This window comes from Longimicrobiaceae bacterium, assembly GCA_035696245.1.
In the GTDB taxonomy this organism is placed as follows: domain Bacteria; phylum Gemmatimonadota; class Gemmatimonadetes; order Longimicrobiales; family Longimicrobiaceae; genus DASRQW01.
Genome location: DASRQW010000143.1, coordinates 1 through 4509, shown reverse-complemented (window position 1 = coordinate 4509; position 4509 = coordinate 1). Strand labels below are relative to the sequence as shown.

Below are 4509 nucleotides of genomic sequence, written 5' to 3'. Positions count from 1 at the left end.
CCGTGACAGACGAACAGATGGCCAGCATCCGACTTGAACGCGACGCCTTCCACGGTGAGTGGAACTATACGATCCAGCCGGACTCAAACCTCTGAATTGCACTGGTTATTAATTTACAAGCCCTAAGCGAGCGGGAGGGGGCGCAAGCCCCATCGCGAGATGTCATCCGACCAGGAGCACTGCACGAAGCCGTCGCCCAGCTAACCGCAGCGGATGTGCGCGGATGCAACCCGATCAACCCGCCGTTCGCGGACGCACAGGCCGCCGGCCGGATACTCTCAGGCGGCGCAAACGGCCCGCTTCTTCTCCCCGCCGGAAGCCTGTGGCCGGCAGGGGCGCGGAAGCTGCGGGCCCGTTCGGGAAAACCCGGCCCTTTGCTTGACACCACGCGGGTTTTCCCTTACGTTTGGCGTTTATGTTGAATCTCACGCTTGCGGCGGTGGACCGCGGAGAAGTACGGATCCGGGAGGAAGTGCAGCCCGACGATCCCATGTGGGCAGGGTCCGGCGTCACGCTGGCCAAGCCCCTCCACGTGGACTTCCGCGCCAGCTCGGTGGGCGAGGGCATCCTGGTCCGCGGCTCGCTGCGCACCACGGTGCGCCTGGAGTGCCGCCGCTGCCTCGAAGAGGTGGAGCACGAGATCGACGAGAACGTGGACCTGCTCTTCGAGCCTCTGGCCGGGGGGGAGGAGGACGAGGCAGACGGAGAGGTTTACCCTCTTCCCGAGCGCGGCACCGAGCTGGACCTGACGGCCGCCGTGCGGGAGCAGCTTCTGCTGCACGTACCCCAGTTCGTGCTCTGCAGGGAAGACTGCAAGGGGCTGTGCGCCCACTGCGGCACCGACCTGAACCAGGGCGCGTGCGACTGCGTTTCCGAGCCGGCTCCGAGCCCCTGGGACGCGTTGAAGAAGCTCAAGACCGACTGAACCACAGCACGCCAAGCCTAAGGGGGCTCACATGGCCGTACCCAAGAGACGCCAGTCCAAGCAGCGCCAGCGCAAGCGCCGCACCCACGTGAAGGCCGAGATGCCCACGTTCCAGAACTGCCCGCGCTGCGGCGACCCGCAGCTCCAGCACCGTGTCTGCTCGAACTGCGGGCATTACCGCGGCGTGCAGCGGATCGAAGTGGAAGAGTTCTAGCACCAGGCCCGTACATATGCGGATCGCGCTGGACGCGATGGGCTCCGACCGTGCCCCGGCCGTCGAGGTCGAGGGCGCGGTCGGAGCTTTGCGTGAGCTGGACGGCGACTTCACGGTCGTCCTGGTGGGCGACCGCGAGGCCATAGAGGCCGAGCTCGCCCGTTACCCGGACGTGCCGCGCGAGCGCGTGGAGGTCGTGCACGCCTCGCAGGTGATCGAGATGGGCGAGGCGCCCGCGCAGGCCATCCGGCGCAAGCAGGACTCGTCCATCGTGGTCGGCCTGGGCCTGCACAAGCGGGGCGAGGCCGACGCGTTCATCAGCGCCGGCAGCACCGGCGCGGTGATGGCCGGCTCGCTCTTCATCCTCCGTCCCCTCCCCGGGGTGGACCGGCCCGCCATCGGGACCGTGTTCCCAACCGCCGAGGGGCGCACGATCGTGGTCGACTCCGGCGCGAACGTGGACACGCGCCCGCAGCACCTGCAGCAGTTCGCGCGGCTGGGCACCATCTACGCACAGGACGCGCTGGAGGTGGACGTGCCGCGCGTGGGGCTGCTCAACATCGGCGAGGAGCCCGAGAAGGGCGACGAGCGCTCGGTGGAGACGTACCAGCTGCTGGCCTCGACGCCCGGCATCGACTTCGTGGGCAACGTGGAGGGCCGCGACATCATCAGCGGCAGGTGCGACGTGCTGGTGTGCGACGGGTTCGTGGGCAACGTGCTGCTCAAGTTCTACGAGTCCATCGCCGGCTTCATCATCCACCTCATGCGCACCGAGCTGGACCTGGCCGGCAAGGAGGCGGGGATGGAGCGCGTGGTCCGCACCCTCGACTACACCGAATCCGGCGGCGCCCCGCTCCTGGGCGTGAACGGCATCACCATCATCTGCCACGGCGGCTCGCCGCCCCGCGCCATCCGCAACGCCATCCGGCTCGCGGTGCACGCTGCGGAGCGGGGCCTCGTCGCGCACATGGCGCGCGAGCTCGCCCGCCCGGCGGAGACTTCGGAAGCGCAATGAACCAGACGCAGACCCCCGCCCGCGCGCGCGTGGCCTCCACCGGCCGCTTCTCCCCCCCGCGGGTGATGACGAACGCCGAGCTGGAGACGCTGGTCGAGACCAACGACGAGTGGATCCGCACGCGCACGGGCATCCGCGAGCGCCGCATCGCCGACCGCGAGACGGGCGCCGCCGACATGGCCGCCGGGGCATCGCGCATCGCGCTGGAGCGCGCCGGGCTCGAGGCCGCGGACCTGGACATGATCCTCCTGTCCACCGCCACGCCCGACCGCCTGCTCCCGTCCACCGCCTGCGACCTCCAGGCGCTGCTGGGCGCCTCGAACGCCGGCGCGTACGACTTCGCCACCGCGTGCTCGGGCTTCCTCTACGGCCTGTCCATGGCCGAGGGCCACATCTCCGCCGGCCACGCCAAGAACGTCCTCGTAGTCGCGACCGAGAAGATGTCGTCCATCGTGGACTGGACCGACCGGGCCACCTGCGTGCTCTTCGGCGACGGCAGCGGCGCGGCGGTGGTGCAGCCGGGCAACGGCGACGGCAGCGGCATCCTCTCCAGCTTCATGAAGTCCGACGGCACCCTGGCCGAGCTGCTCTACCGGCCGGGCGGCGGCACGCGCTTCCCGCTCGATATCTCCGTGCTGGACGAGCGCAGCCACTTCGTGAAGATGGCAGGGCCCGAGGTCTTCAAGTCCGCCGTGCGCTCCATGTGCGAGGCCGCCGAGACGGCGCTCCAGCGCGCGGGCGTCACGGCCAACGAGATCGACCTGATGGTGCCGCACCAGGCGAACATGCGCATCATCGAGGCGACGGCCAAGTACGCGCGGATCCCCATGGAAAAGGTGTTCGTGAACGTGGACCGCTACGGCAATATGAGCTCCGCCTCCATCCCCGTCGCGCTCGACGAGGCGCAGGAGCAGGGGCGCTGCGGCCCGGGCTCGCTGGTGCTGATGGCGGCGTTCGGCGCGGGCTTCACGTGGGCCGCCAACGTGGTGCGCCTGTGAGCGGCGGCGAACGCATCGGCCTGCTCTTCCCCGGCCAGGGCTCGCAGTCGGTGGGGATGGGCAGGGACCTGGCGGAGCGGTTCCCCGCCGCACGCGAGATGTACCAGGAGGCGGACGACGCGCTGGGGTTCGCGCTGTCCAAGCTCTGCTGGGAGGGGCCGGAAGACGAGCTGACGCTGACGGTGAACGCGCAGCCCGCGCTCCTCGTCCACAGCGCCGTGGTCTGGAAGCTCATCTCGGGGGCGCAGATGGACGTCGTCGCCGCCGCCGGGCACTCGCTGGGCGAGTTCAGCGCGTACCACGCCGCGGGCGCGCTCGGCTTCGCGGACGCGGTTCGCGCCGTGCGCCGCCGCGGCGAGCTGATGCTGGAGTCCGGCCGCGCGCGTCCGGGCACGATGGCCGCGGTGCTGGGGCTGGACGACGACGTGATCGAGGGCGTGTGCCGCGAGGCCAGCGGCGGCGACGGCGTGGTCGTGCCCGCCAACTTCAACTCGCCCGGACAGGTAGTCATCTCCGGCGACGTCGCGGCGGTGGAGCGCGCCAGCGCCCTCCTCGTCTCGGCCGGCGCCAAGAAGGTCACCGGGCTCAACGTCTCCGGCGCCTTCCACTCGCCGCTGATGCAGGTCGCCGAGGGCGGGCTGGAGGCGCAGCTCGACGCGGCGGAGATGCGCGACCCGGCGTTCGCCGTCGTCTCCAACGTCACCGCGCATCCGGTGACCGACGGGGCGGAGGCGAAGCGGCTTCTGATCGAACAGCTCACGTCGCCGGTGCAGTGGACGGCTTCGGTCCGGACCATGCTGCAGCTGGGGGCGACGCGCTTCCTGGAGGTCGGGCCCGGCAAGGTGCTCACCGGCATGCTCAAGCGCATCGACAAGGCGGCGGAAGGGCGGGGGACGGTGCTCGGGACGGCGGACGCCGTCGAGGCTTTCCTACAGGCGGGGGGGTAGACGTGGAGCTGAGCGGACAGGTGGCGCTGGTCACCGGCGGGTCGCGCGGCATCGGCCTGGCGATCGCGCAGGAGCTTGCGAGCGCGGGCGCGAAGGTGGCCGTGGTCGCCCGCGACGGCGCGCGGGCGCAGGCGGCGGCGGACGGGCTAACGGGCGAGGGGCACCGCGGGTACGCCTGCGACGTGGCCGACGCGGCCGCGGTCAACGAGCTGGTCAAGCGCGTGGAGGACGAGATGGGCGGGCTGGACGTACTGGTGAACAACGCCGGCGTCACCCGCGACAACGTGCTCATGCGCATCAAGGACGACGACTGGACCGAGGTGCTGGACACCAACCTGCGCGGCGCCTTCAACACCATCCGTGCGGCGACCCGCGGGATGATGAAGCGCCGCAGCGGCCGCGTGATCAAC

6 protein-coding genes are annotated in these 4509 nt (G+C 70.5%); all 6 read left to right on the top strand.

The features are described 5' to 3' along the window. Positions 1 to 472 precede the first annotated feature (472 nt). Complete coding sequence (locus VFE05_06505) at positions 473 to 925, top strand: DUF177 domain-containing protein (protein HET6229717.1); 453 nt, start codon at positions 473 to 475, stop codon at positions 923 to 925. 31 nt (positions 926 to 956) lie between these two features. Next, positions 957 to 1139, top strand: coding sequence for a 50S ribosomal protein L32 (rpmF, locus tag VFE05_06500; protein ID HET6229716.1), 183 nt, complete (start codon positions 957 to 959; stop codon positions 1137 to 1139). Positions 1140 to 1155: 16 nt separating this feature from the next. Continuing rightward, positions 1156 to 2154: a phosphate acyltransferase PlsX gene (plsX, locus tag VFE05_06495; protein ID HET6229715.1), complete on the top strand. Its 999-nt coding sequence runs from the start codon at positions 1156 to 1158 to the stop codon at positions 2152 to 2154. After that, positions 2151 to 3152 (top strand): beta-ketoacyl-ACP synthase III, encoded by a 1002-nt coding sequence (locus tag VFE05_06490; GenBank protein ID HET6229714.1) that lies wholly within the window; start codon positions 2151 to 2153, stop codon positions 3150 to 3152. The genes plsX and VFE05_06490 overlap by 4 nt, the downstream gene beginning before the upstream one ends. Then, on the top strand, positions 3149 to 4099 hold the full coding sequence (gene fabD, locus VFE05_06485) for an ACP S-malonyltransferase (GenBank protein ID HET6229713.1): 951 nt from the start codon (positions 3149 to 3151) through the stop codon (positions 4097 to 4099). The genes VFE05_06490 and fabD overlap by 4 nt, the downstream gene beginning before the upstream one ends. Before the next feature lie 2 nt (positions 4100 to 4101). Further along, a partial coding sequence (locus VFE05_06480) for an SDR family NAD(P)-dependent oxidoreductase (GenBank protein ID HET6229712.1) occupies positions 4102 to 4509 on the top strand: 408 nt, incomplete at its 3' end.

Coding starts and splice junctions, on each gene's coding strand:
- rpmF (HET6229716.1), top strand. CDS start 957: ATGGCCGTACCCAAGAGACGCCAGTCCAAGCAGCGCCAGCGCAAGCGC.
- plsX (HET6229715.1), top strand. CDS start 1,156: ATGCGGATCGCGCTGGACGCGATGGGCTCCGACCGTGCCCCGGCCGTC.
- VFE05_06490 (HET6229714.1), top strand. CDS start 2,151: ATGAACCAGACGCAGACCCCCGCCCGCGCGCGCGTGGCCTCCACCGGC.